The organism is Microbulbifer litoralis, from assembly GCF_023634065.1.
In the GTDB taxonomy this organism is placed as follows: domain Bacteria; phylum Pseudomonadota; class Gammaproteobacteria; order Pseudomonadales; family Cellvibrionaceae; genus Microbulbifer; species Microbulbifer litoralis.
In genome coordinates this window covers 154,719-180,446 of the sequence record NZ_JALKCV010000009.1, presented here as the reverse complement: position 1 = coordinate 180,446, position 25,728 = coordinate 154,719, and the positions used below count along the sequence as shown (strand labels likewise).

Sequence of the window (25,728 nt, the reverse complement as noted above, 5' to 3'; positions counted from 1 at the left end):
ATAGAAGTAAGCCAACCCGGAGTTGCCGGGGCCGGACAATCGCTTCACATGACAACGCTCTAGAATCTACAGGGAAGTTGCAGATATGCAGGTGCGCGGAAATCGATCTCGAACTGCCGCAATCGGCTTCAGTGCGGTTACCGTAACAGAGCCCCCAGCCACGCGGATTCGAGTGCGTCCCAGTCCCGGCGTGCGGGATCTATCGCCTCCACCCGACTGTCCAGTGCATCATCCAGCTCCAGTACACTCAACACCGAATCCGCCTTGTTGAAACCAAACACGCCGTCTTCAGTAATGAATACGCCTTTCACCCGCTCCGCGTCGATGCCACTGATCAGGGAAAAGAGTTTCTGATAGTCGAATACCAGCGCCGGATCGAAGCGCCAGCCACAACTGTGATGGCCCTCGCCGCTGTTTTCCCGGCGCCGGTAACCGCATTCCGGCAGCGGTTCCTCTTCCATAGGAAGCGGTGGGTGCTCGTGATGTTCGCTGGCTTGCGGGAACTCGAAACCACTGGCTGCGCGCAGCCAATCCGGCTGGATTCTGCCCCGCTCCACTGTTTGCAGCGGCTTGTCCAGAAACGCCAGGTAGCGGCGCAGGTTCTCCAGATCCCCCGCCCCGTACAGATCGGATTTGTTGGCCACCACCAGGTCAGCCACTTCCAATTGCTGCCGGAAGGTGTCGCTGCGCAGGTAGCGTTCGTCGCCGATACTGCGCGCATCCACCAGTGTGAGCGTGGCACGGAGGTCCAGTACGCCGGCGCGCACTGTATCGGACAGGGCTGCGAGCACCTCCCGCGGATGGCCCAGCCCGGTGGGTTCAATCAGCAGCCGCTGGGGCCTGGCCCGGGCCAGCAACTGGTTCAGGGCTACCTGCATGGGCAGGCCGGCGGCACAGCACATGCAGCCGCCGGGCACTTCACGGATAAAGACTTCACCGTCTTTGTCCGGACCAAACAGGCCACCGTCGATTCCCACTTCGCCGAACTCGTTGACCAGCACCGCCCAGCGCTCGCCGAGCGGCCTGCTGTCCAGCAGGTGGCGGATGGCAGTGGTCTTGCCGACACCCAGGAAACCGGTGATCACATTGGCCGGCACCCCCCGTATCGATTCCCGCTGCGGCACTAGGCGGCGCTCCGCCCGCATTCGTCACACAGGCAGTCCAGTTCCAGTTGCGAGGTCAGCAGATGGTAGCCGGCGCCTTCCACCGTGTCGCGCAGCGCGGCAATCACCTCCGGCTTGATGCCGATTTCCCGCACCTTGCTGCAGCGGCTGCAAATCAGGAACTGCGGTGTCTCGTGGCTGTGATCGCAGGCGATATGGGCGCAGGCCAGGTACTTGTTTTCCGAGTTGAGCTTGTGGGCCAGGTTCTCGTCGGCCAGGAAGTCCAGCATCCGGTACACGGACATGGCCGGAATGGGCTCGCCATAATCACGGCCGTATTGCTCCGCGATCTCGTAGGCGGACAGCGGGGTCTTCGCGCGCAGCAGCACGGCCAGGACATTCCTGCGCTTCTCGGTCAGGCGGGCCCCGGAAGCGCGGCAGCTCTGTTCCGCCGCGCCCAGGGTCTGTTTGAGCTGGGATGCTTTCATGGACTATTTCAGTTGCAGTTCGTTGTCTTGCGCAGTGAGCAACGCGGCTCCCTGGCCCCCGGGGGCCAGCCACTGCACGGCGATCTCGTGAATGCCGGGAAAGCTCGTAAACAGCGCCACAGCGACGCCGTCGAGCTGCGCCAGATTATCACACTGGAAGCGGTAGCTGGCACGGAAGCTGGCATGCCTGTGGTGATGCGCCTCCTGCTCCCCGCTATGGGGCGCCTCCACCCCGGCCTCCCGCAGCCGACAATCAGTACCACTGAAGCGCAGAAAGCGGTTCGCGCCGGCCAGGTCCCGGGCCGCCCGATCCAGTGCTTCCACCTGTGAGGGGCCCCGCGGCGCATGCTCAAATCCCACCAGGTTGGCCGCCGGAGATTCAAACCCGATCTGCAGTTCCCCACTGGCGGCGGCTACTGTCAGCTGTGCACGGCCGTGCACATGAGCGCCGCCATCGCCGGAAGCGAGCCCGGCGAAGCCCAGGCCAAACACAAGAAGAGCAACCTTAAACCGTTGCATCGCCTCTCTCCCTGACAGCAGCGCCGGCTTGCAGCAGGCGCCGATTCCTCCAGTGGGCCCCGATCAACAGGCAGGCTCCCACCGCGCTGGCAAACAGCTCCCAGCGGCCTTCCAGGCCCAGCGCCAGCACGAGTATCAGCAGGCCGGAAAGGCCCGAGATCATCACTGCCGGGCGCCGGTGGTGGCGGCAGGCAGCCGGGAAACTGTACAGGGCCAACAGCAATACCGGCCCCAGCAGCGCCAGGTGAAAAAACTCCCCCTCCAGCACTGTGCCCAGTACCCCGGCACCGCCCAGGGCCAGCAAAAGCGGCGTGGCCAGGCAATGTACCAGGCACAGGCCGGAGATCAGCATTCCCGCAGTGTCTTTCATCATCAATCCTCCAGGTCCGTTTCAGGTTCGACAGCGGTGGCCCGATGTTGCCCCGGTTTGCAGCGCCGCTTCCCATATTATTATGTTACATTATATCATATCAAGACAGCCGGACCTGCAATGCGGTGTGCCCACCAATGCCGCCTTATCGACAGGTCACAACAAGGAGACACCAAGATGTCAGAGCGCTTGCCAGTAACGGTTCTTTCCGGCTTTCTGGGGGCCGGCAAGACCACGCTGCTGAACCAGATTCTCAACAACCGCGCCGACCTGCGGGTGGCGGTGATCGTCAACGATATGAGCGAGGTAAATATCGACGCCGGCCTGATTCACAACGAGGTGCGCCTCAACCGCACCGAGGAAAAACTGGTGGAGATGAGCAATGGCTGCATCTGCTGCACGCTGCGGGAGGACCTGCTGGTGGAAGTTGCGCGCCTCGCCGGCGAGGGACGCTTCGACTGCCTGGTGATCGAGTCCACCGGCATCTCCGAACCGCTGCCGGTGGCGGAAACCTTCACCTTTACCGACGAAGATGGCAAAGGGCTGTCCGAGATCGCCAGGCTCGACACCATGGTGACAGTTGTCGACGGGGCCAACTTCCTGCGGGACTACCGCAAGGCCCGCTCCCTGAAGGAAACCGGGGAATACCTGGGCGAGGAGGACGATCGCAACGTGGCCGACCTGCTGGTCGAGCAGGTGGAGTTCTGCGATATGTTGCTGATCAGCAAGGCCGATCTGGTCGATGCCGAGCAGCTCGCGGAGCTGGAGGCGGTACTGCGCAGCCTCAACACCCGCGCGGAGATCCATCCCGTGGTCAAGGGCAATATCCCGATCGAAAAAGTACTGAATACCGGCAAGTTCGATTTCGAGCAGGCGGAATTGGCACCGGGTTGGCTCAAGGAAATACGCGGCGAACACATCCCGGAAAGTGAGGAATACGGCATCAGCAGTTTCACCTATCGGGCGCGCCGCCCCTTCCATCCACAGAGGCTGCACGATTTCTTCGCCGACCCCTTCCTGAGCGGCCGGCTGCTGCGCTCAAAGGGCTTTTTCTGGCTGGCCAGCCGGCCGGATTACGCCGGTACCTGGAGCCAGGCCGGGGGCATTGCCCAGCACGGCGCCGCGGGTTATTTCTGGAGTTCAGTGCCGTTGGCAGAGTGGCCGGAAAACCCGGAGCAGCGGCAGTATATTCTGGACCACTGGCAGGAGCCCTTCGGGGACAGGCGCCAGGAGCTGGTTTTTATCGGCCAGCACCTGGCGCCCGAGTGGCTGCAGCACCAGTTGGATGCCTGCCTGCTGAACGGCGAGGAAATGGATGGCGGGGAGACGCTCTGGCGTTCATTGCCGGACCCGTTCCCCCGCTGGAACTGACCCCAGACAGAGTGGCTGTCGCAGTTCAGGCGACTAGCCCTACACGCCACTGTCGCGACAGAGCGTTACGGCCCTTGCTCCTCCAGGGAGCGCTCCAGTTGCCTGAACTGCCCCTGGAGCACCGCTTTTTCCTGCAGCGCCAAGCGGTGCTCATCGGCCAGCACCTCTATCCTGTCCCTGGCGGATTCCAGCTCGGAATCCGCCTTGTCCAGCGAGCGTCGCAACCATTCCACTTCTTTGCCGATGGAAGTGTTGCTGTTGGACAGGGTGGATACCCTGTCCTGCAGAGCGGTGATCTCGGCAGTTTTTTCGCTGAGCTGCTCGCCCCGCGCGGCCGCCTGCCGGGAGAGCCCTTCCAACTCGGAACGGCAGGCGGAGACTTGCTGCTGTAGTTGCTGCTTTTCGCTCTCCAGCGCCGCGACGGCGGCTCCGCGCTGCTCGCACAGCGTCTCCCGGTCCGCCAGCCTGCGTCCGCTTTCGGACAGCTGGCCGGACAGACTGTCGACCTGCGCCCGCAACTGCTCATTGGCCGCCCGGAATTGCTCGCGCTCCTGCTGGCGGTCGTCGGCGGTACGCTGCTGGAAGTGCTCGAAATGGTCGCGGATATCGCGGTTTTCCTGTTTCAGTTCTTCCGCGGCGGATTTCAGCTCGCCGATGCGTTCGGCCCCCTGCTCCCGCTGGAATTCGCTCCGGGCCAGCGCCGCCTGCGACTCGCGCAGCGCCTGTTCCAGTTTCCGGCTCTCTTCCCCACAGAGCTGCAATCTGTGCTCTCGCTCCCGCAGGTCTTTCTCCAGCGCCGCAACTGATGCCCGCTCCCGATCCAGCTCGGCCCGCCGGCTTTCTGATTCGGCCTCGAAGCGCTCCTGCGTCTCCTTCACTTTGCGCTCGGCCTCCCCTTCCACCCTTTCGCACAGGGCTTTCAGGGCCTCCACCAGGTCTGCAGGCAATCCGTCGGTATCCGCCTGCTCCTCCGCCCCGGCGCGCCAGCGCTTCAGCAGCGGCGCAATGGTGCTTTTGCTGCCGGTGCCCAGTTCAGCGCGGACCCTGTCCACGGTTGGCTCCTCGCCGCGCTGCCTGATCGTTTCCGCCGCTTGTGCGATTTCCAGATAGGTGACCCCCGTACGCGCCATCTCCCGCCTCCTTACTTTTTAGTAACGTATTACGTGATACGTAATATAACATTATTTCCGTCGCTGTAATCCCGACTTGAAGCACTTTATATAACCTTCGATAATGAAACTTATCGATGGCTATAACTTGAGATACCGGGATCTCCCACGTCTCACTGGATACTGGCTTTCGTAGCACCTCGTTAAGCTCCTCACCCCACACACGCCTCCGACCAGACGGTCGAGACTATTCGCAGGCGACTACCTTTGACGATCAATGGTCACGGAGTCGCCTCAGTGGCGAAAAATATCAAATCACAGCGGCCTCTCTCCTCTATTCTCGATGAGGCCTATTAAGAATAAGAAATGCCGAATGGCCAAATAGGAGTACAGCGATGAGTGAGAAGTTTGATTTTGACCAGATCGTCATAGGATCTGGGTTCGGCGGTTCCTGTAGCGCTCTGCGCCTGAGTGAAAAAGGACACCATGTATTGGTGCTTGAGAAAGGCAAACGCTGGAAAGACAAGGACTTCTCCAACAACTCCTGGAACCTCAAGAAGTTCCTGTGGGCGCCCAAACTGGGACTGACAGGCAATATCCAGCTGACCATGACCCGCAAGATTACGGCCATTCACGGTGCCGGCGTCGGTGGTGGATCTCTGGTCTACGCCAACGTTCACCTGATTCCGAAAGACGAAGTCTTCGAATCCACCCCCTGGTCCCGTGTCCACAGAGACTGGAAGAAGCGCTTGATGCCCTTTTACGGGCTTGCCCAGCGCATGATCGGTGTGACCAAAAATCCTTACAGCAACGCGGCCGACGAGGCGCTGTTGGAGACTGCGCGACGTATGGGTCGCGAAGAGACCTATCAGTCAGTCAATACCGGCGTGCTGTTTGCGGAAGACCCCAAGGATGGCAGCGGCAAAGAGCGCGGCGACCCCTACTTTGACGGCGAAGGCCCACAGCGTAACAACTGCATTTATTGCGGTGGCTGTACCATGGGGTGTCGTCACAATGCCAAGAACACTCTGGAAAAGAATTACCTCTGGTTTGCGGAACGCAATGAGGTGGAAATCCGCCCGGAAAGCGAAGTGACCAGGATCGAGCCGCTTCCGGATGAAAATGGCGTTCGCGATGGTAGCGCGGGATACGAACTGACCATCCAGAGCTCTACCGCTCTGCTGTTCAAGAAACCCTACAAACTGCGCACCCGCGGTGTGGTGGTCTCCGGCGGTGTGTTCGGCACCATTCCGCTGTTGATGAAGGCCCGCGACAAGGACCGCACCCTGCCAAATATCTCCCAGCAGCTTGGCCGCCAGGTGCGCACCAATTCCGAAACCCTGATCGTCGCCACCAGCAAATTTTCGGACGCAGAGGGCAAGCCGCAAGAAATCTGCCATGGCCCTACCATCACCAGCATGTTTGATCCGGATGATGAAACACGCATGGAGATCAACCGCTTTCCGCGCTACGGGGACCTGAACTTTGCCCTGCAGAGCGCAGTGCCTCTTACAGAAAGCAACGGCAGAATTCCACGCCAGATCAGCATGCTGATCAATATACTTCGTCAGCCGATCAAAACCCTGCGGATGCTGAACCCCATCGGTAAATCACGCAACAGCATCATCTTCCTGGTGATGCAGACCAAAGACAGTTTTGTACACGTAAAGTCCAGAAAGTGGCCTTCCGGCTGGCGGGTAACGCAAGAGCCGGGTGATTCTCCATTGTCGAACTATTTCCCGGTGGCCCACGAGGCCGCCCGCCACTATGTGGAAGCCGCCGGTGGCGGTGATGCCGGTAACGTGGTGACCGAGGTTTTGTCCGGCGCGCCGAGCACCGCACACCTGATGGGCGGCGTGGCTATCGGCACCAGCGCAGAAAATGGCGTTGTCGACGAAACCGGAGCTGTATTCGGTTACCAGAACCTGCGGGTTATGGATGGCTCACTGATCCCCGGCAACCTGGGGGTCAACCCTTCCCTCACCATTCTCGCTCTCAGTGAATATGCCTGGTCCAAGGTTCCGGTGTTCAACCGTGAACGCGCGGAAAAAACGATTCCCGTGACCTTCTCCAAGCCATTGCCGGGAATGGTATCCGAACTCACCGGTACCGGTGATCTCCACAGCATCATCTGCCGCAGCGGTAAGCAGAGCACCCAAGCCACTTTTAAGGCGTCTTCTGAATAATCCAGTGAAGATGAAGCAGAAGAAGCGTCACCAAGAGATTACGGAGCCCGGCTCGCGTCGGGAAAAGCCCATGAATATGCAATTTGAAGCGTCACGTGAAGAAGCCGTGGCCCAAATTCAGTCCATCTTTGACCGCCAGCGTCAGGTCTATCTGGCAGCCCCTTACCCCGATCGCGAAACGCGTATCGAGGATCTGAAAAAACTGTCGCAGATGCTGACCGACCACCAGGATGAGATCGTCCAGGCAATCAGCGATGATTTCGGCAACCGGTCCGCAACAGAAACCCTGTTCTGTGAGTTTTTCGTGGTACTGGACGGGATCAAGGATACGATCAAGCAATTACGCAAATGGATGAAGCCACAGAAGCGTCATGTACAGTTCACTCTGTACCCGGGTGCCAGCAACCGATTGATACCGCAGCCTCTGGGTGTGGTGGGTGTAATCGTGCCGTGGAACTTCCCCGCCAATCTCACCTTTGCACCGCTGACCAGTATCTTCGCGGCTGGCAACCGCGCGATGGTGAAAATGTCCGATCGTTCATCCCGTCTTGCCGACCTCCTCGGGCGTATCAGCGGCGATTATTTTCCACCGGAAAAACTCTCCATCTTTTCCGACAATCACCAGATTGGCCCGGACTTTTCCGCGCTTCCGTTTGATCACCTTCTGTTTACGGGCTCCACCCAGACAGGCAAATCGGTAATGAACAATGCTTCCGCAAACCTGACGCCGGTTACCCTAGAGCTGGGAGGCAAGTCGCCGGCTGTCGTGGCACCGGACTTCCCGCTGGATGTGGCGGCTGAACGGATCATGTACTGGAAACTGCTAAACGCCGGCCAAATCTGCACTACGGTGGATTACCTGTTCCTTCCGGAAGATAAAGTGGATGCCTTTGTCGATCAGTCCCGTAAACTGGTTGCGGATCGCTATCCGGACCTCCTGAGTAAAGATTACACCTCGATTATTGATGACACCGCCTATCAGCGCCTATGGGAAACCATCAGGGACGCCGAAGCAAAAGGAGCGAAAGTCATCTGTCTCTCTTCCGACAGTGAGGGGGATAGCAAGCTGCGCAAAATCCCACCGCACCTGATTCTCAACGCCACTGACGAAATGCAGGTGATGCAGCGGGAAATTTTCGGTCCGATCCTGCCGATCAAGACCTACCGGGAAGCCAGTGAAGTGGTGGGATATGTTAACCGCCACGCGCGTCCCCTAGCACTGTATCCCTTTACCAAAGACAAGGCCCTGCAGGATTTCTACATCACCCACATTATCTCTGGTGGTGTTACGGTCAACAATTGTCTGCTGCATGTAGGGCAGCACGACCTGCCTTTCGGCGGTGTTGGGCACAGTGGTATGGGGCACTACCATGGTTACGAGGGTTTTGTGAACTTTTCCAAAATGCGCCCGGTTTTCTATCAGGGATTCCTCGATGGTATGAAACCACTCATGCCTCCCTACACGGCAACCACAAAAAAAATACTGAACTTTATGTTGCGCCTGGCCCGCTAAGCGCGCCGTTAGTAGTAATGGGATATGTCCATGAATAATCGCTTTTCAGAACTCGTTCGCACACTGCCGGAAATTAAATCCCTGGACGATATCCGGACTATTGAAGAAACGCCGTTGGAACAGTACGAGCTGCCAGAAAGCACGTTTGCACTGATTGAAGACAGTGCGCAGCAGTATCCGGATAATACTGCGTTGCGGTTCCTGTTTACCGGTAAGGCGGATGAGCAGGGAGTTGCCTATAGCTATAGTGAATTCCTGCACAAGATCCGGCAGACCGCCAATGCTTTCTCTTCGCTGGGTATCGGCAGCGATGATGTAGTGTCCTTCCTGCTACCTTCATTGCCGCAGACACACTTTACCCTCTGGGGCGGGGAAGCCGCAGGTATCGTCAACCCGATCAACCCGCTGCTGGAGCCGGAGCACATTGCGGGCATCATGAATGGTGCCGGTACCAGGGTACTGGTCGCGGCAGCACCTTTTCCGGGGCTGGATTTCTGGGATAAAGTCGAACAGATCCGCGAGAAGATCCCGACCCTGGAAAAAGTCCTCTACGTCGACCTGTGTCAGTTCCTCCCTAAAGCCCAGGCAGAGCAGGTCCGATCCGCTTTGCCGTTAAAAACCCATGATTGGTGCGAGGATTTCGATGCCTTTATTGGCCGATTCCCCGGCAATGAACTGCAGTTCGAACGCACTATCAGCGCGAACGATACTGCCTCCCTCTTCCATACCGGCGGCACCACGGGTACGCCAAAGCTCGCCCCGCATACTCACCGCAACGAGGTAACCAATGCTGCCATGATGCAGATGGTGTTACGTCATGACGACAGTTCTGTATTGCTGTGTGGCCTGCCGCTATTCCATGTCAATGCCGTGGTGGTGACCGGGCTACTTCCCCTGCTGAACGGTGGTGAGATACTGCTGGCTACACCCGCTGGCTACCGCAATCAGGATCTGATGCAGAACTTCTGGAAACTGGTGGAGCGGCATAAAGTGAGCTTCTTCAGCGCGGTGCCAGCGATCTATGCCGGCCTGCTGCAATTGCCGGTGGGCGATGCCGATATCACTTCGCTGAAAAATGTACTTTCCGGCGGCTCAGCAATGCCCGTTGCCGTGCATGAGGCCTTTGAGGCGCTGACCAAAGTGCCACTGATCGAAGGCTTCGGCATGACCGAGGGCACCTGCGGCAGTGCTACCAACCCGCCAGCGGGTGAGCGTCGCACCGGCTCGATCGGTTTACCCCTGCCCTACACCGATGTGCGAGTGGTACAGCTGGACGAAGCGGGTCAACTGCAACGGGATTGCCAGGTGGAAGAAACCGGTACACTGCTGATTCGTGGCCCAAATGTCTTTAAAGGGTATACCGATCCCAGCAAAAACACCGATATCTGGATTGATGGTGACTGGTTCAATACCGGTGACCTGGCGCGCCGGGATGCCGACGGTTATGTGTGGCTGACCGGGCGGGCGAAGGACCTGATCATTCGCGGCGGCCACAATATCGATCCGCAGATGATCGAAGACATTCTTTACCAGCACCCCGCCGTGGAAATGGCGGCAGCTGTGGGCAAACCCTGCGATCGCGTGGGTGAACTCCCGGTTGCCTACGTCACATTGAAAAGCGGAACCGAGGCCACCGCCGAGGAATTGATAAACTACTGTGCGGAACATATTCCCGAGCGTGCGGCAGTGCCAAAGAATATCTGGATCATCGACGAAATCCCCCACACCGCGGTCGGCAAGGTCTTCAAGCCCGATCTGCGACGGGACGCCATTCGCCGGGTGATCGAGGAGCGGTTGGGTGAAAAACTGCCGCAGGACGCGTTTCGCGTTGAGGTAACCCCCTGCAAGCAACATGGCCAGCGCGCGGATGTATTCATCAATCGCGCGCTGGCCGAGCGTCAGGATGAAATCGCCTCGGAACTGGCCAATTACACCTTCCACTCCACTTTCCATATCAGCGAATAACACGGTCAGCGTGCTCCACCCGCGGGGCACGCGGCAAACTCTTGCACCATAAACCAACAATAATGAGGTACTTTACGTGCAAATCCGTTCATACAACCGTTCCGGTAGCTTTTCACGTTCCATCCACCGTTCTTTACTGTCACTGGCGGTATCCGCCACCCTCTCAACTGCGAGCCTGGCGGTCGCAGAATCGATACAGCCTAAAAACGCCACTGCGGCTACGAAAGAGGCCAATAGCAGGATGGCGGTAACGATGGACTTCAGCGACCGGCAGGATTTTGTCGACGCCAATCGCGGCCTGATCGCCGCAACCCCGGACCTGGTCGTCAAAGCCGAAAATGGCAAAACGGTCTGGGACATGCAGGTTTATCGGAATTTTCTCAAGGAAGAAGCCCCGGATACCGTCAACCCCAGCCTGTGGCGACAGGCGTTACTGAACAGCAAAACCGGTCTGTACGAAGTAGTGGATGGCATTTACCAGGTACGCGGCTTTGACCTGACCACCATGAGCGTGATTCGCGGCAAAACCGGCTGGATCATCATCGACCCGCTCACCATGACCGAAGTATCCCAGGCGGCGCTGGAACTGGTGAACAGAGAGTTGGGTGAACGGCCCGTCAGTGCCGTGATCTACACCCACTCCCACCCGGATCATTTTGGCGGTGTCAAAGGCGTTATCTCCCAGCAAGATGTGGACAGTGGCAAGACCCGCGTGATCGCACCGGCGCATTTTATGGAGCACGTGGCCAGTGAAATGGCGCTCGCCGGCAATGCCATGAGCCGTCGCGCCCAGTACATGCACGGGGTGTTACTGCCGCGCGGCCCCCGCCAACAGGTGGACAACGGTCTCGGCAAGGGCGTGGCGATCGGTACCTTTACCCTGATTGAGCCAACCGAATACATCACGCACACCGACCAGTCCATGGACATCGACGGCGTGCGCTTCGAATTCCAGCTTACGCCCGAGGCTGAAGCAGACACCGAAATCATGATGTACCTGCCCCAGTTCAAGGCATTGATGGGGGCGGAAAACCTCAACGCGGCCATGCACAACATCCTCACCCCCCGCGGCGCGAAGGTCCGCGACCCGCTGAACTGGTCAAAGTCCCTGGATGAAACCCTCGCGTTGTTTGGCGATCGCATTGAAGTGGTATTCACCTCCCACTACTGGCCACGCTGGGGCAAGGAAAATGTAAAAAACTACATTGCCAAGCAACGGGATATGCTCAAATACCTGCACGATCAGACCCTGCGCCTGATCAATCAGGGCTACAAAATGGATGAAATTGCGGAACGGGTAAAGCTACCTGAAAGCCTCGGCAGCGAGTGGTTCAACCGCGGTTACTACGGAAATGTCACCCACAACGTCAAGGGCGTTTATCAGCGTTATATGGGATTCTGGAGCGGAAACCCGGCAAACCTGCATCCGCTGCCACCCCATGAACTGGGCACACAGTATGTGGACGCATTCGGGGGTTCGAAAGTGATCCTTGAAAAGACCCGCGAGGCCTACGGGCGCGGTGACTACCGTTGGGCAGCAACACTACTGAATCACCTGGTAATGGCGGAACCGGAAAACACCGAGGCCAGAATGCTGCAGGCAGATATTTTCGAGCAACTGGGCTACCAGACCGAGAATGGCCCTTGGCGTAACATCTACCTCAGCGGCGCGCTGGAACTGCGCAATGGCATAGACACGAGCAACTCCCCCACCACCGCATCGCCGGATCTGCTGCGCGCGCTCAGCATCGAGCAGATTTTCGATATCCTTGCTGTGCGCCTGAATGGACCCAAGGCAGATGGTGTGCAGCTTGCCATCGAATGGCAATTTACCGACCCGAACAAGCGCTACGCGATGACACTGGAGCACTCTGTGCTGCGCCACCGTGCAGTCACCGGTGACGTCGAGGCAGACCTGGCCATCACACTGGACCGCAATGCCCTGAATCGCCTGCTGGTTCAACCCGGTTCCCTTGCGGCGCAGGTGGACGGCGGTGCAATCCAGTTGTCTGGCGATCCCAAGACCCTGGCAAAACTGTTCTCGCTACTGGACAGCTTCTCCGCAGATTTCAACGTCGTTACGCCCGCAAAAGGCGTCATCGAGCCGGTCAATATTGCGGAAGGCTGAGTTAAATACAATCTCCGCCGGTGCTAAAGCGCCGGCCGAGCCGTACCGCTGTAAATTCCATCCAGGCTGTATCGATGGAGAATAATAAAACAGACTGATTGGATCCCCCATGAAAAGAACAGCCCCTCAAGAATCGCCTTTGAATAAACTGGTGTTGAGCACCCTACTGGCATCAAGCTGCAGTGCGTTCGCGTCTACAGCGCAACAGGTGACGGAAGATACCTTTATCCAGGCGGAAACCGAGCGCTATTTCCAGCGCATCATTGCCGGTGCCGGTGGCACCAATCAATTTATGGTATTTCGCCGCCCGGTACCCCTGGATCGGCAAACCGTCATTCGCATGAATCGCGACACACTGTACGCTGGTGCGGTGGTAGACACGAAAGGGGGAGCCAGCGTAACACTCCCCGCAATGCCCGATGGGCGCTACGCGTCTGTGGCCGTGATCGACAGTAACCACTATGCCACGCTGGTAGAGTATGAACCCGGTACCTACAAGATTCCGGATACTACCCGCTATGTAATGGTCGCGGCTCGCGTAGAACTCAAGGATGCCAGTGACAATAACGAGATCCGGATGCTGCACAGGCTACAGGATCAGTTTTCCATTAAAACCAGCAGCGCAGCGCCCTTCCCGGCCAAAAACTGGGATCAAGCGTCCCTGGACAATCTGCGACTGCAATATGAATCCACTTTCTCGAGCCTCGGCATGTATCCGGATGAATGGCAGGGAGCACCGGGAGAACCCAATGAAGAGACCAGACACCTTGCCGCAGCGGGTGCCTGGGGCTTATTACCAAACCGGGATGCGGTCTACATCAACTATCGCGCGGACCTGCCAGCCGATGGCTGTTACACCGCCGACTACACCATTCCAGAAAACCACGCCTTCTGGTCAATCACCGTGTACGGCAAAGACGGCTATATGCAGTCGGACAATGTGATTCTCAATCGTGCCAATACGGAAATGCATGAGGATGATACCTTCACCGCCTACTTTGGCAGTGAGAACGCCTGTGGCCCGGTAAAGAACCGGCTGGATATAACCGAGGGCTGGAACTTTCTGATGCGGGTATACCGCCCCGGAGAGCGTGTGCTGAAAGGCCAGTACACCCTGCCAGAAGTAGAGCCCTATTCTGCCGCTTCATCGTAAATGGAACTCTGGACGTGATCGGCTGTGTGTTCACGACCTGGTCGCTCCCAGCAAAAAACCGGCGCTCAGCACCGGTTTTCATTTTCAGGTCCGAACCATTCTCAGCGTGTTACCGGCTGGGGAACCGGTGGCTTCCATTGTCCATTGCGTACCACGTCATGTGGGCGATAAAGTCGCAACGAATAGTTCCAGCCGTCCATGATCGGCAGGCAATTGGGAATCTTGCCATCACAGTCGCCGAACTGAATGGTTACCGCGCCCTCGGTGTCTTTTTCCGCGGTCACACTATTGATTGAATAGGCGTCGAGCGGGTTTTTATCAAAGTAACCTTCGCGGTTATAAACCGTTACCGACCAGAAGGCATCGACGGGTACGTCGCGCAACGTCATGCTGTGCACCGCTTTACCGTCGTTACGGTCTGGGTACCCTCGGAAGTACATCGCCTCGCTTCTGGGTTGTAATCCCCAACCGGTGGCGGTTGCCATCATGTGTGCAAGTGGGTCCACTTCATCCGCCTTGCCCATGCGCACCTTATCGTCCGTGCCGCCCAGTGACTGGAGACTGGAGAAGGCGTCCCGCGCTTTGTCCAGTCTCTCCTTATCCCATTGTGGAATGTCGAAGCTGCCGGTTTCCGCCTGCTCTACCTCGATGCCATCCTGCAGCGCATGTGCCGCCTTGATGTCGGCCTCGTCTGCCGGATCAAAAAGGTTCGAGCGGATACGAGTACATAGCGGGTCCCCACATTTTCCTGCGTCAGTTCCAGGGTGCCCTCGTGGATCAGGAAGGGCGTAAAATGATCCTGAGAAATCACCTGCAGCGTCTGGTAGCGTCCATCCGGATTCTCGGGCATGGATACCTTTACCGGGCCGGCAGCCAGATCGTGGATCGATGAGGAATACAGCGTGTCGCGGTTGATCCGCACAATCACCCGCGCATCGGGTGGCAGCGGTTTGCGCTCGTGACTCAGAATACCCAGGCCGCCGTTTCGCTTCACAATCATATCGAAGTAGCGGTCTGTCTCAGCACGGACAAAGTTGAATGCATCGACCTTCTGGGGTTCAGCGCCGGCCGCCGCCGATAATCCAAGAGCAATGATGGATGTCAAAATAGTCGCCTTCATTTTACCGGCTCCGCTTCCGGGAATGTCCAGGTGCCATCGATCACCTCCTGATGCGGGAGGTACATACGCACTACATAGTTCCAGCCTTTGCTGATATTCAACCAGTTTGGCTGCGAGGGGTCACCGCCGAAGTGGATGGTGTAGGAGCCATCGGCACCTTTCTTGGCGGTAAGGTTGTTTAGGGAGTAGCCACCATTGGGGTTTTTCTCAAAATACCCGTCGCTGTTGTAGACGGAGATGGACCAGAAGCCATCCACCGGTACGTCCTTCACCGTGAGCGTGTACGGAGTATTGCCATCATTTTTCTCCGGGAAAACGTTCATTGCGATGGCGGACTCTTCCGATCCGAACCCCCAGGCGCCTGCAGTACCAATAAGATGCCGTACCGGGTCCACCTGATCCTTGGTGCCAAACATGCGACGGCTGTCGGGCACGTGCGGCGCAAGTCCGAGAATGGCCTTACGCACCGCAGCCCGGCTTTTTTCGTCCCAGTTGGGCAGATCGAGCGAGCCGGGATCCGCCTGCTCCAGTTTCACCTGGTCCTGAAGCGCACGCGCAGCCTTCACATCCTCGGGATCCAGAGGGTTGACGAGCGTTCGGACATTGACGTGCACGTAGCGGGTGCCGACTTTGTCTTTGGTGAGCTTGTAGACGCCGGGCTTTGCGGAATCATCCACGACGTAATGATCCTGATTGATGATCCGGATCGACTGGTAGCGGTCGTCCTGTTCCGGCAGTGTGATGGTCACCGGGTGGTTCAGGTCGAAAACCGCGTAGGAATACAATGTATCGCGGTTGGCCCGCACCACCGGCTGATGGTCGATGTCTACCGGATCGCGGTTGTGGGCGAAACGGCCGAAGCCACCGATAGACTCCCGTTGTCGGAAATAGCGATCTGATTCAGCGCGTACGAAATTATCCACGGTTACCAGCACCGGTGTATCCTGCCGCTCATCTTGTGCCTGGGCACTGGTACCGAGCAGAACCAACTGAATCAATATCAGGCCAAACATTCCCACTGTACGAATGCCCTGCTTCATTGTAGCTGCGAAGCCCGCTTGACCCTCAGCTGCGCCAAAAGAATTGAAATGCATATCCATTATTCCTGATCAGCCTTTATCCTGTGCTACCGGTGTAACCGCGACCTTCTGCTCCACGGCCTGTATATAGTCAATAATCTGCTGTGGTGACTCCGGCAGATAAAAGCGTATTATCTGCCGCCAACCGGGCTGCACATCCAGATTGTTCGGTTGGTCCGGACAATTGTAGTGAAAGGTGATGCTACCATCTGCATTGGCCTCGGCCTCGCGATCATTGACGGCAAAGTTTTTTTCCACAATCCAGCTGCCACTATCATAAGTAGATACGGAAAAGAACCCGCCATCCTGCGCGCGAACCGGTGGCTGCGGCAGTGTCATTCTAGAGCAGGTGCCACTGCGGGATTCGGCATCCGGCTGGATGCTGGCAATATACGCAGCCGCTTCCACCGGCAGTCCACCCCACCCTGCGGCTGTGGCAATCCGATGCAGCTTGGGATCCACGACATCTTTGCCGCCAACGGCGCGCCATGTTTCTTTCACGCCACGGGCCTGAGGTAGCAGTTGCCTGCGTACGTCTAGCAACGACTGGGCATCAAATTTCTTTTCCGGATATGGTGTGGCGGACTCTGCGTGCACACGGATGGCGTTCTGGTGCTGGTGTGCTTTCTCCAAACCCTCCGCGTCCAACGATGGAATCCCAGTGCGGATATTGAGAAACATATGCTCGCCGGCGGATAGCTGGTCCGCCGTAAAGTACTTTTTCTCCCCCGGGTAAAGCACATCCGCCACATAGTGGTTTTCATCAATGACCTCAATGACGGAGAAATAGTCCCAAGCGGGGTTTTCAACCGTAGCACCAACCGAAACATCGACCACGGAGTGACTGTAGAGGAAGTCTCGGCTTTCGGTTATCACAAACTGGTTATCGGGCCCGGATGGATCGCGCATGTGCCTGATACTGTTCACCGGATTCTCGGCCAGAAAACGGCTGAAATACCCGTCTGTTTCGGCAACGATGTAATTATCCAGTGTGACTTTCTTCAAACTGGAATCGGCGGCGAGCGCGCTACCTGAGGCTGTCAAAACGGCTCCGAGAAAAACTGAGGCCAATAGGCCTGATGGTTTTAAGGTGTTTCGCTTATTATTCTTCACGGTATATTCTCCATCATCTGGTTACCCACATACAGAAACCGGCGCAAAGCTCCGGTATTCCAGGATGCAAGATTCTGTTGTCTTAGAAACGGTATTGAACCTCCACGCCGGCGGTTTTGGGTGCCCCCGGAATACAACGCTGTACACTGGTGTTTTGCTCTGCATTGACACCGCCAACCAGCGAGCCGATTGGCTGGTCGAACATGGTCAGGCAATAGCCCTCGTCGCTAAGGTTTTTGCCAAAGAGCGCGACCTGCCATTGATCCGCTACATCACGTACGCCTGCGCGCAGGTTCACCAGGGTGTAGGCCTCTTGAATGGACTGCGGATTGCCGTTGGTGTTGGCACCGATATTCTGTTCACCCATATACTGGCTTTCACCGCGCAGGTACCAATTGAGGCTGTCCGTCAGAGACGACTCCCAATGGGCGACCAGTGAACCCTGCCACTCGGGCGCGAAATGCTTGCGGGACCCGGTCAGGTCCTGAAACTCGGTGGCACCGGGCAATGGCGAAGCGGATTTGAAGGAGAGGAACTCGGAATCCAGATAGCTGAAACCGGCGGTCAGTTGCAGCTCGTCCAGCGGCTGGTAGATAAAGTCGGCTTCGATACCCTGCTGGCGCACTTCGCCAGCGTTCTTGACGATATAGGAAAGACCATCGAATGACCGGTCCTGGAAGCCTTCAATCTCGGTTCGGTAGACGGTGACGTTGGCCATCAGGCTGTTGTCCAGCCAATTGCTCTTCATGCCCACTTCAATATTGCTGGACTCTTCCGGGCCGAAGATGCGCAGCTCACGCCCCATATCAAAACCGGCACCTTCCGAGTTGAATCCACCGGACTTATAACCGGAGGAGAAGGTGGCAAACACCATCATGTTGTCGGTGGGCGCATAACTGGTATTTGCGAACCAGGTCGGCTTCGAATCATCCCGACGCATATCCAGCACCTGTTCCTCGGTGCGGATCGCAGAGGCGTAGCTGTTATTCAGAATCTGTTCAAAAATTCCACGCTTTTCATCTTTCGTCCAGCGCCCACCCAGGGTTACTTTCCAGGCATCGTTGAGGTGATAGGTCGCCTGACCAAAAGCGGCGATGCTCGCAAGGCTCTGGTCAAAGTAGCTGTCGGCAACATAGTCCTGCGGCTGGCTCAGACAGTCTGCGGCGGCCCCCATCGCAATCTGCTGCGAAACCTCCGCATTGCCACCGGTAGCAGCCATGGCTTGCTGAAAGGCCATGCCGGAAATCACCGGGGAACAGAAGGCGTCGCCGGCATCAAATCCCTGGCGGATATCGTATTCCTCGTCGTACCAGAACAGGCCTGCCACATACTCCAGTTTCTGTCCCTGAGGAGAAAGCAACTGCAGCTCCTGGGACATGGTGTCGGTGGAGTAATCGGTCAGACGCGGCAAGAGTTTTGCGGGCAGACGCAGGGCATCTTCATACACTTCCGCTTCCCAGGTGCGTACGGAGGTGATGGAGCGCAGCGTGTGCCCGGAAGGGAAGCCATTTCGTAGTCCGCTTTTACCGCCAGGCCGGACTGACGATCGCGCAGGCTGTCTTCATGGGGCTGATTGATGCGATGGTCGAACGAGTCTTCGGTAACCGGGGTGTCACCGAACAAGGCTTGTGAGGTGCCGTTGAACAAGGGCGTGGCAGAGTCGGTCTGGAGCTCTACCGTGGCCCCGCCACTATCGACGGCGGCGTAATCGGCAATCACATCCAGCGTCATAGAGGTACCCACATCAAAGGAGAGCTTGCCGCGCAGATTGGTATCCTCGCGGCCCTCCGGGTCACCGTTTCTGACACCAACATCTTCGTTGCCAACGTAATCATTGGTGATGTAGCTGTCACGGCTGGTGGTCTTTCCACTCAGGCGGAAGCGGACACCATCGGTGAGGCTGCCACTGGCGGTACCGCCAACATTCCATGCGCCGTAATTTCCGGCCCCGGCAGTGATATCCGCCTCAAACTCATCGGTAGCATCACGGGTGGTGATATTGAGCGCGCCCACCGGCGTATTGCGGCCAAACAGCGTGCCCTGGGGACCGCGCAATACCTCTACGGTCTGGATGTCCATCAGGTTACCAATCACCGCGCCCGGACGGGGGTAATAGATACCATCAATAAACACGCCGACACTGGGCTCGATGGCGGAGTTACCCGCAGAGCCCACACCGCGTATGGAAATGCGGACATTGGATTCCTGAGAGCTACTGGAGATGGTGAAATTGGGGGTGAATGGGGCCAGGTCGGACAGGGTGTCGACTCCGGACTCCTCCATAAAATCGCCGGAATAGGCGGAGATGGAGATCGGCACATCCTGCACGCTTTCCGCACGTTTCTGTGCAGTGACCGTGACTTCTTCAATGGTTGCTGCTGAGGCAGCAACCGGAGCCAGACCGATAGCTAGAGCCAAGGGTTTTATTTTGCTATTCATCGACGCTTTCCTCTTCATTCAGTTATTTTTTTTATGCAGCCACCTGGTCCATATATAGGCGGCTTTTACACAGTGAGGCTAAATAAACCCTGAAGCCGCCACTTGACATATCTCGCCACATGGAGCACTTTCACGATCCCTAAGCAAAAATAGAGATGGCCGTGACCGATCATTCAGTCAGGCTTGCCGCCTTTGACGGCATTCGCGAAGCCGCCCTTGAGTTCGATATCGATCCCGAGCCGATCTTCCTCAGTAATGGCCTGGATCCTTCCGCATTGAGAGACCCCGATGCCCGTCTCCCCTACGTCAAGTTGATCAATACCCTAAATGCACTGGCCGAAACTACCGGCAAGCCTTATTTCGGGTTGTTGGTGGCACGCAGACAACATCTCGCCACCATGGGGCTGCTCGGCAACGTTGCCCACGATGCCCCCACCGTCGGCCAGGCCATTCGCGATATCGGCGACCACCTGAGACTCCATAACAGCGGTGCCCGGGCCGTGTGTGATGTGGAAGGGGAAATAGCCACCTGGCGCATCGTGGTGGACCTGGAAGGTGGTCTGGACCTGAAACAGAAGCATCTGCTCTCCGTTGGTATCGGCTTTCAGATATTGCGTGAACTGCTGGGGCCAAGGTGGCTGCCCAGCCGGGTTCAATTCGACCACGCCCAGCCAGAGGATCTTCGACCTTACAAGCAGTTTTTTCGCTGTCCACTGCTGTTCGGCCAGGAATTCTCCGGTCTCTGCTTTCCCCGTAAGGTGCTGGAATGGCCGAGCCAAACCAAAGACGAGGCGGAGTACCGGCGTCTGAAATCGGATCTCGAATCCAGCGAGCGGTTATTCTCCGAGAGCTTTGCCGAAACCTTTCAGCGCAAGACTACCGAGGCGATCGAGCAGGGCAACTTCTCTCTTGAACATGTAGCAGCCGCACTGGGTATTTCACCCCGCACCCTACACCGCCGCCTGCGCGAGGAAATGGATACGAATTTCAGGGAAGCTGCGGACAAGATCCGGATTGAGATCGGCATGAAGTATATCCGCAATACTACGCTTTCGCTGGTGGAAATTGCGGATATTCTGGGCTACTCCGAGCTCGCCGCCTTCTCCCGCGCGTTTAAACGCAAAGTCGGGCGTTCACCCACGGCGTGGCGCAAGGCTGGCTGATTGGCGCTTCACTGACTATCGGCCGGGATAACTTCAGTAGCTGTTTTCTCCAGAATCATCATGATAGAGAGCCCTGCCCAAAAGATTCGGTTGGTATGTATAAGGCATGTATTAATGACTGGATTATCTTTGAGTCCGGAGGGCCATATAAGGATATACCCTACACGAACTTTGCTTCCAAGCATGCAGGGCCCTGTCATCTTTCTCAGTTCGCGCTGGGTTTTAATGGCGTGCCGGGGGGCAACACCAGATTGACATCGTTCGGCGTGATTACATCAAAGAGACCAAGAAATTTTTCCGCCGCAGGCTGATCCCCGGTTACTTCTACGTCGTCGCCGATCTTTCCGGTAACAATGGTCTTCAGTATCGCCTCTTTGGTACCGGTCAGGGTTACATCCGGCTTGTCCAACTCACCCTCGATATAGGCAGCGATCCGGTTGCGCACTTCAAATCCGGCCTTCTCATTCGTATCGGAAACCTCGAACTGGACCTTCATCGCCACACTCTTGGCGTGATCCTCATTCAGGCGCACGCTCATAGTCTTCAGGAAGGAAGTCGTCGGCAATACCGCTACAATTGCGGGGTCAGCGAAATTCCACGGCATGGATCGGTTGAGGCTGCCATCCAGCTCATCGGCACCTGAGAGGGCGTAGTTGCGCCAGTAAATATTGGTCTGCAGATAGCCCCAGTTCCGCAGTGCTGCAGCCTTGAGCTTCCGTGCATCCATATCTCCGGGGTTTACATTGATGAGGTGGGTGAGAACCTCCGCCGCCCAGCCATAGTTGCGGTTATCAATGGCTTTACGCCCCTCATCGAGAACCGTATCGCGACCGCCCATCACCCGCACATATTGCTCCGAGGTGGCTTTCGGGCCCGGCCTCGCGAGCTGGGTCGCATCACCTTCCCACCAACCGAGATAGCCGTCGTAGATATTTCGCACGGAATGCGCGACTGTGCCGTAATATTCCTGCAGCCACGGGTCACTGGCGAAGGGCTCCGGCAACACGACCATCTCCGCCAGCTCATCGCGGGCGTAGCCCAGATTCATCAGGTAAATCGTCTGGTCGTGCACATACTGTATTGCATCGCGATAGTTTCTAATGCGCTCGATGATAAAATCATTTCCTTTCCAGGCACGCATATGGGAGCCCGAGTAAGTATCGGACTTCTCTGCATATACGAGAAGCTTATCGACACCTTCCATCCATAACTGGACATCGCGGTAAGACGTTCCTCGGAGCGAATAAAGATTGGGAAAGGTTTCGCCCTGGATGGTCTCGGAACCATGAATGTGACGGTATTCAGGCAGGTAGATATCAATCTCATCCGTGCCTGCATCCCCGTAGGCATGAAAGATTTCGAATTCTACTCCCGCAATGACAACCTTCATTCTTTCGCTCTCCTTGACCTCCACGGTGGGCAAAAAGAACGAGATAGGCCCTGCGCCGAATGTGGGTCCGAGAGCGGCGTGAACCAGTCCCTCCGGGCCCTGCGGTAAATAACCCGCTGCGTAGGCGGTGCGCTGGGTCAGAATGTTGCCGACGACTCCTACATCGTTTACCAGATTATCGACAAAATTTTCCGAGGCGATGATCTTCACATCTCCAGAATCCACTGCTTTCGGGGTGACGCCCCAGCCGGCGGAGCCGAAAGCATGGTCGATGTGGCGGTGAGTATAGATGATGGCGACAACCGGCAGATTGGCGGCTTCTGGCACTGCTTCAAAGAATGCGTCACGCGTTACCCTGGCACTGTCGTCATCGGATCCCGGGTCGATGATGATAAGACCATCATCACCGATAACGATCAGTGTCGATGCGGCCTGGAAACCATAAGCGTGATAGATTCTTCCCTTGACGACCTCCTGGATCGTCTGCGGCATCATCCTGGCAAACTCTGTTTGGGCTTTGTGAATCTTGGGTGACGGTTTGGTGTAAGCCAGATTCTTGCCCTGCCAGATATGCGGTACCAAATGGCTCAGAACCTTCTCGTTGTTAAAAACTGATGGATCCTGGCTGCGAACAGGGCTGTTCAGTGGGCCTGGATCCTGAGCTTGTGCCGCCCCGACAAGACACGAGAATGACATCAACATTGCCGTAAAGAATACAATCGAATTTCCTGCCTTCATGACATATTTTCCTTTCTGGACTCTATTGGGAAGCGTGCAAATTCAGGTAAAAGCCCACTTCTATAAATCGTCCAACTCTGCATTGAAGATTTATAAATAACAATAAATTCCCTGCGATCCATCGCCATGATCCGAGTACTTTTCCTACCCTTTCCGGGGTTTCCGACTGGCCAGCCAGGGTTGTAGCGTATCGGGAGTTGCGTAAACCCCTTGAGGTTATCGAATTTTGAATAAGTATACTCAGTCACCATCCAGCTTTATGGACACCTCTTCCAATCTGCCCTCAAAGTTCAAGGGAGTCTGGTAATCGTAGGTTATCGGTGTACCTGTATCGGTGCCGATATCCTGGTTTTCCGACACTGAGTACTTAAATGGCGTTGTTTTTTCGATGTTACCGGATCCCACTTTTTTCCCGTCTACCAGCAATATTACGGTACCGGGACCACCCATTTCGTTGCCGCCTTTATAGTCAAACTTCATCTCCAGCGTCCGCTTCCCTCCGGGAACCTGACTTTCACTCTGTACTATGTAACGCTCAACATCGAGATGATTGTGGGCGGCATACAGCTTTCCACCCTTCAAGTAGAAAGCCCAACCACCGGTGTTCCCTCCCTGGGTCCAGATCATGCCGTTGGCCCTGTCTTTGATCTGCACTTTGGCCGTGACGCTGAACGTCTTGTTCTTCACGTCAGGGGCAGAGCCCTCTGGCAGGCCCGAGAATCTACCTCGATAGGTGAAACTCGTTCTGTCCCCGGCCAGATTCGGTTTTCCCGTCAGCTCGGCACTGAAGCGCTCCGGCCCGCGCCAGTCGAGGGGCAACGCCTTGTTGGCAGAGGCCCGAGCCCACCATAGAGCCTTGAGTTCCTCTAACTTCTCCGGATTCTCTTTTGCTACGTTTTTGGCCTGGGAGAAGTCTTCTTCCAGGTAGTAAAGCTCCCACTCTGCAGTGATGGGGTCGAATTCGGCACGGGTGAGCGCCCAGGGTTCAAATGCCATTGAGGCCGCCCACCAGCCATCTTTGTACATGGCGCGGTTGGCAAACATCTCGAAATATTGACTGGTCCGCGTCTCCGGCGTATCAGGATCCGACAGCGAAGCCAGGAAACTCTTGCCCTGAATAGGCGTTTGCGCGGTGCCATTGACACTACGGGGCTCACTGACACCCGTCGCCTCGAGAATCGTTGGGGCAATATCGATCACATGGGTGAACTGGGAACGTATCTGTCCGCCCTTGCTATAGTGAGCGGGCCACTTCACGATCATGGCATTGCGCACACCACCAAGGTGACTGGCAACCTGTTTGGTCCACTGGAACGGAGTATCCACGGCCCATGCCCATCCTGCGGGAAAATGGTTGAAGTGCTTTTCCGTACCGATCTCATCCAGGCGGGGTAGTATCTGGTCGAGCGTCATCTGGTATGCATTGAATGCGGCATTCTCATTCAGGGTTCCATCGAGCCCCCCTTCCGCAGAGGCACCGTTGTCACCAACGATGTAGATAATCAGGGTATTGTCGGCATCCGGCAGGCTTTCGACATAGTCGAGTACACGCCCAACCTGTTGGTCCACATGCAAACCGTATGCGGCGAATACCTCCATCATCCGGCTGTAAACTTTTTTCTGATCCGCATTCAGTGAATCCCAGGCCGGCAAGCTGGCAGGCCTCGGGGTCAGTTCTGCATCGCCGGGAACAATTCCCCGTTTCTTTTGCCGCTCGAACGTCTGCCGGCGATATTCGTCCCACCCTGCATCAAACTTACCGGCGAACTGATCAATCAGTGCCTTAGGCGCCTGGTGTGGAGAGTGGGTTGCCGCCGGGGCCAGGTAGGTGAACCACGGTTTTTCCGGTTGTACGGCTTCGGCATTCTGTAGCCATTGAAGTGCCCTGTCGGCCAGATCGACACTCAGGTAATAATCTTCCCCCTGCGGGGTGCCTATGGCAGTCTGGTTCTCGTACAGGAACGGGCGAATCTGATTGGTGTCGCCAGCCATGAAGCCATAAAAATGATCAAAGCCCAACCCATTGGGCCAGTGATCAAATGGCCCCATCATGCTGGTCTGGTAGACCGGTGTATTGTGGTTCTTTCCGAACCACGAGGTGATATAGCCATTCTGGCGCAGTATCTCGGCGATCGTCGCCGTATCCTTAGGAATCATCCCGGTATATCCGTCATAACCGGTAGCGAGCTCGGTAATGATTCCGGTGCCGGCGACATGGTGATTTCGGCCGGTCAGCAGTGCGGCCCGGGTCGGGGAACATAGCGCAGTCGTGTGAAAACGATTATAAAACACCCCTTCTTCTGCCAGTTTCTCCATGGATGGTGAGGGTATTGCCCCACCGGATACCGAGAACTGACCAAACCCCACGTCGTCCAAAAGGACCACAAGCACATTTGGCGCACCTTTCGGTGCACTCACGGGCTTGGGAAACTGTGCTGGGTCAGAGTTCTTGTAGCTTGTGCCAACGTTCCCGGTGAACTTTTGTTCGCGATAGGGAATTGTCGCCTGACTCTGGAACTCCTGACGGGGCAGCTTCTGATCCCTGGTTTCATCCCCCAGAACAGCGTCCGCATGTAAGCCAACCGCAAGGAGGATCACAAACAGTGTTGTTTTCAATGACAGTGTTGCCATTTCAATACCTCTATTTAAATCAATTCCGCTTTCCACCTGGCGTATCATGATCGAATCGCTGGCATCTGCTCCTACTATTTATAGATGTGATTTGAAGTTTCAAATCCCAGCCTAGCAGGCAAACCAGAGCGTCTTATCTTGAGTCTCAAT

Annotated in this window: 20 protein-coding genes; 7 read left to right on the top strand and 13 right to left on the bottom strand. The window is 56.7% G+C overall.

What is annotated here, in order from left to right; all coding sequences use genetic code 11:
- Window positions 1–137: 137 nt before the first annotated feature.
- From MWN76_RS14470 to MWN76_RS14455, 4 genes are read right to left on the bottom strand one after another with little or no spacing between them, the layout of a single operon-like run.
- Window positions 138–1,124, bottom strand: coding sequence for a CobW family GTP-binding protein (locus MWN76_RS14470; RefSeq protein ID WP_250462264.1), 987 nt, complete (start codon window positions 1,122–1,124; stop codon window positions 138–140).
- The gene (locus MWN76_RS14465; RefSeq protein WP_250462263.1) at window positions 1,124–1,591 is read right to left on the bottom strand and encodes a Fur family transcriptional regulator; all 468 of its coding nucleotides are present in this window, start codon (window positions 1,589–1,591) and stop codon (window positions 1,124–1,126) included. Before MWN76_RS14465 ends, MWN76_RS14470 begins: the two co-directional genes overlap by 1 nt.
- A gap of 3 nt (window positions 1,592–1,594) precedes the next feature.
- The gene (locus MWN76_RS14460) at window positions 1,595–2,110 is read right to left on the bottom strand and encodes a DUF2796 domain-containing protein (RefSeq protein WP_250462262.1); all 516 of its coding nucleotides are present in this window, start codon (window positions 2,108–2,110) and stop codon (window positions 1,595–1,597) included.
- On the bottom strand, window positions 2,097–2,483 hold the full coding sequence (locus MWN76_RS14455; protein WP_250462261.1) for a MerC domain-containing protein: 387 nt from the start codon (window positions 2,481–2,483) through the stop codon (window positions 2,097–2,099). The genes MWN76_RS14460 and MWN76_RS14455 overlap by 14 nt, the downstream gene beginning before the upstream one ends.
- Before the next feature lie 174 nt (window positions 2,484–2,657).
- On the opposite strand from MWN76_RS14455, the gene zigA reads away from it, so the two are divergent.
- Complete coding sequence (gene zigA, locus MWN76_RS14450) at window positions 2,658–3,851, top strand: zinc metallochaperone GTPase ZigA (protein ID WP_250462260.1); 1,194 nt, start codon at window positions 2,658–2,660, stop codon at window positions 3,849–3,851.
- 65 nt (window positions 3,852–3,916) lie between these two features.
- On the opposite strand, the gene MWN76_RS14445 is transcribed toward zigA, so the two are convergent.
- Complete coding sequence (locus tag MWN76_RS14445) at window positions 3,917–4,981, bottom strand: DNA-binding protein (RefSeq protein WP_250462259.1); 1,065 nt, start codon at window positions 4,979–4,981, stop codon at window positions 3,917–3,919.
- Window positions 4,982–5,355: 374 nt separating this feature from the next.
- Here MWN76_RS14445 and MWN76_RS14440 point away from each other — a divergent pair, with 374 nt between their 5' ends.
- From MWN76_RS14440 to MWN76_RS14420, 5 genes are all read left to right on the top strand, one after another.
- A complete protein-coding gene (locus MWN76_RS14440; protein WP_250462258.1) occupies window positions 5,356–7,146 on the top strand; it encodes a GMC oxidoreductase in 1,791 nt (596 codons plus the stop codon).
- A gap of 70 nt (window positions 7,147–7,216) precedes the next feature.
- Window positions 7,217–8,659 carry a coniferyl aldehyde dehydrogenase gene (locus MWN76_RS14435; protein WP_250462256.1) on the top strand — a complete coding sequence of 481 codons (1,443 nt, stop codon included), beginning with the start codon at window positions 7,217–7,219 and terminating at the stop codon, window positions 8,657–8,659.
- Window positions 8,660–8,689: 30 nt separating this feature from the next.
- On the top strand, window positions 8,690–10,624 hold the full coding sequence (locus MWN76_RS14430; protein ID WP_250462255.1) for an acyl-CoA synthetase: 1,935 nt from the start codon (window positions 8,690–8,692) through the stop codon (window positions 10,622–10,624).
- A gap of 241 nt (window positions 10,625–10,865) precedes the next feature.
- Window positions 10,866–12,752 (top strand): alkyl/aryl-sulfatase, encoded by a 1,887-nt coding sequence (locus tag MWN76_RS14425; RefSeq protein WP_250462254.1) that lies wholly within the window; start codon window positions 10,866–10,868, stop codon window positions 12,750–12,752.
- A gap of 139 nt (window positions 12,753–12,891) precedes the next feature.
- The gene (locus tag MWN76_RS14420) at window positions 12,892–13,905 is read left to right on the top strand and encodes a DUF1254 domain-containing protein (protein ID WP_250462253.1); all 1,014 of its coding nucleotides are present in this window, start codon (window positions 12,892–12,894) and stop codon (window positions 13,903–13,905) included.
- Between the two features lie 101 nt (window positions 13,906–14,006).
- On the opposite strand, the gene MWN76_RS14415 is transcribed toward MWN76_RS14420, so the two are convergent.
- The 6 genes from MWN76_RS14415 to MWN76_RS14390 form a co-directional block, all read right to left on the bottom strand.
- The gene (locus MWN76_RS14415) at window positions 14,007–14,429 is read right to left on the bottom strand and encodes a DUF1214 domain-containing protein (RefSeq protein WP_250462252.1); all 423 of its coding nucleotides are present in this window, start codon (window positions 14,427–14,429) and stop codon (window positions 14,007–14,009) included.
- Window positions 14,430–14,545: 116 nt separating this feature from the next.
- Window positions 14,546–15,025: a DUF1254 domain-containing protein gene (locus MWN76_RS14410; protein WP_250462251.1), complete on the bottom strand. Its 480-nt coding sequence runs from the start codon at window positions 15,023–15,025 to the stop codon at window positions 14,546–14,548.
- Complete coding sequence (locus MWN76_RS14405) at window positions 15,022–16,119, bottom strand: DUF1214 domain-containing protein (RefSeq protein WP_250462250.1); 1,098 nt, start codon at window positions 16,117–16,119, stop codon at window positions 15,022–15,024. Before MWN76_RS14405 ends, MWN76_RS14410 begins: the two co-directional genes overlap by 4 nt.
- A 15-nt stretch (window positions 16,120–16,134) precedes the next feature.
- The gene (locus tag MWN76_RS14400) at window positions 16,135–17,217 is read right to left on the bottom strand and encodes a DUF1254 domain-containing protein (protein WP_250462249.1); all 1,083 of its coding nucleotides are present in this window, start codon (window positions 17,215–17,217) and stop codon (window positions 16,135–16,137) included.
- Between the two features lie 82 nt (window positions 17,218–17,299).
- Window positions 17,300–18,664, bottom strand: coding sequence for a TonB-dependent receptor (locus MWN76_RS14395; RefSeq protein ID WP_250462248.1), 1,365 nt, complete (start codon window positions 18,662–18,664; stop codon window positions 17,300–17,302).
- Window positions 18,616–19,656 carry a TonB-dependent receptor gene (locus MWN76_RS14390; RefSeq protein ID WP_250462246.1) on the bottom strand — a complete coding sequence of 347 codons (1,041 nt, stop codon included), beginning with the start codon at window positions 19,654–19,656 and terminating at the stop codon, window positions 18,616–18,618. The genes MWN76_RS14395 and MWN76_RS14390 overlap by 49 nt, the downstream gene beginning before the upstream one ends.
- A gap of 155 nt (window positions 19,657–19,811) precedes the next feature.
- On the opposite strand from MWN76_RS14390, the gene MWN76_RS14385 reads away from it, so the two are divergent.
- The gene (locus MWN76_RS14385; protein ID WP_250462244.1) at window positions 19,812–20,819 is read left to right on the top strand and encodes an AraC family transcriptional regulator; all 1,008 of its coding nucleotides are present in this window, start codon (window positions 19,812–19,814) and stop codon (window positions 20,817–20,819) included.
- A gap of 205 nt (window positions 20,820–21,024) precedes the next feature.
- Here the strand turns inward: MWN76_RS14385 and MWN76_RS14380 are convergent, their stop codons facing one another.
- Both MWN76_RS14380 and MWN76_RS14375 read right to left on the bottom strand, forming a co-directional pair.
- On the bottom strand, window positions 21,025–22,947 hold the full coding sequence (locus MWN76_RS14380; RefSeq protein ID WP_250462242.1) for an alkyl sulfatase dimerization domain-containing protein: 1,923 nt from the start codon (window positions 22,945–22,947) through the stop codon (window positions 21,025–21,027).
- A 240-nt stretch (window positions 22,948–23,187) separates the two neighbouring features.
- Window positions 23,188–25,626 (bottom strand): arylsulfatase, encoded by a 2,439-nt coding sequence (locus MWN76_RS14375; protein ID WP_250462240.1) that lies wholly within the window; start codon window positions 25,624–25,626, stop codon window positions 23,188–23,190.
- Window positions 25,627–25,728 lie beyond the last annotated feature (102 nt).

Coding starts and splice junctions, on each gene's coding strand:
- MWN76_RS14465 (WP_250462263.1), bottom strand. CDS start 1,591: ATGAAAGCATCCCAGCTCAAACAGACCCTGGGCGCGGCGGAACAGAGC.
- MWN76_RS14460 (WP_250462262.1), bottom strand. CDS start 2,110: ATGCAACGGTTTAAGGTTGCTCTTCTTGTGTTTGGCCTGGGCTTCGCC.
- MWN76_RS14455 (WP_250462261.1), bottom strand. CDS start 2,483: ATGATGAAAGACACTGCGGGAATGCTGATCTCCGGCCTGTGCCTGGTA.
- zigA (WP_250462260.1), top strand. CDS start 2,658: ATGTCAGAGCGCTTGCCAGTAACGGTTCTTTCCGGCTTTCTGGGGGCC.
- MWN76_RS14445 (WP_250462259.1), bottom strand. CDS start 4,981: ATGGCGCGTACGGGGGTCACCTATCTGGAAATCGCACAAGCGGCGGAA.
- MWN76_RS14440 (WP_250462258.1), top strand. CDS start 5,356: ATGAGTGAGAAGTTTGATTTTGACCAGATCGTCATAGGATCTGGGTTC.
- MWN76_RS14435 (WP_250462256.1), top strand. CDS start 7,217: ATGAATATGCAATTTGAAGCGTCACGTGAAGAAGCCGTGGCCCAAATT.
- MWN76_RS14430 (WP_250462255.1), top strand. CDS start 8,690: ATGAATAATCGCTTTTCAGAACTCGTTCGCACACTGCCGGAAATTAAA.
- MWN76_RS14425 (WP_250462254.1), top strand. CDS start 10,866: ATGGCGGTAACGATGGACTTCAGCGACCGGCAGGATTTTGTCGACGCC.
- MWN76_RS14415 (WP_250462252.1), bottom strand. CDS start 14,429: ATGGGCAAGGCGGATGAAGTGGACCCACTTGCACACATGATGGCAACC.
- MWN76_RS14410 (WP_250462251.1), bottom strand. CDS start 15,025: ATGAAGGCGACTATTTTGACATCCATCATTGCTCTTGGATTATCGGCG.
- MWN76_RS14405 (WP_250462250.1), bottom strand. CDS start 16,119: ATGCATTTCAATTCTTTTGGCGCAGCTGAGGGTCAAGCGGGCTTCGCA.
- MWN76_RS14390 (WP_250462246.1), bottom strand. CDS start 19,656: ATGAATAGCAAAATAAAACCCTTGGCTCTAGCTATCGGTCTGGCTCCG.
- MWN76_RS14385 (WP_250462244.1), top strand. CDS start 19,812: ATGGCCGTGACCGATCATTCAGTCAGGCTTGCCGCCTTTGACGGCATT.
- MWN76_RS14380 (WP_250462242.1), bottom strand. CDS start 22,947: ATGAAGGCAGGAAATTCGATTGTATTCTTTACGGCAATGTTGATGTCA.
- MWN76_RS14375 (WP_250462240.1), bottom strand. CDS start 25,626: ATGATACGCCAGGTGGAAAGCGGAATTGATTTAAATAGAGGTATTGAA.